Here is a 568-nt window from a genome sequence, read left to right as displayed (position 1 = left end):
ATCCGCAACAGACTTGGACAGCAGATTAATCATCGTACTGCAGTCAGCGGAGCGGTAGCGCAGGATAAGCGTACCATAGCCAGTGCAGGATTGGTTAAGGACATACAAACCGCCGAAAAGCGTTGAGGCTGCAGCAGGCGTATTACTGGCAACCAATGCAAAAGTCTCACGACGTTTTGCTGCCAGGGGCACACCATCCGTATCCTGTTGCACCCAACCACTTGAACTAGTCGTATTACCAGCACTAGTCTTATAATTAGGCATAGTAGGCGTATTCTGCGCGACAGCAGGCCCAGCAAGCAGTGGAATAGATACAAGCACTGCCAGTTTACGTAGCCTAGACATGTTAGCCTCCATTGTTGACCTCATTAGTATAACATATTAGGTCAGGCAAGGCACGACTGATATTATGGGTCAAAGGGAATTAAGGGTCTGATTTGGGTTGACCATAAAATCAAGCTAGATAGGTCTAGTTTGATTTTATATAATACAAACATACAGCAACGATCTGATATGAAGCAGATAGCGAACGCATCCTAGAGGGTGTGCAGGGAGTCATATGCTTAGA

At 46.3% G+C, this 568-nt stretch carries 1 protein-coding gene; it reads right to left on the bottom strand.

What is annotated here, in order from left to right; genetic code table 11:
- The coding region (locus VJI94_RS07920) for a hypothetical protein (protein WP_324008951.1) at window positions 1–345 on the bottom strand (345 nt) is incomplete at its 3' end.
- Window positions 346–568 lie beyond the last annotated feature (223 nt).

Source organism: Parvimonas sp. D9 (genome assembly GCF_035282565.1).
GTDB classification, from domain to species: Bacteria; Bacillota; Clostridia; order Tissierellales; family Peptoniphilaceae; genus Parvimonas; species Parvimonas micra.
This window is presented reverse-complemented; position numbering and strand designations above follow the sequence as displayed.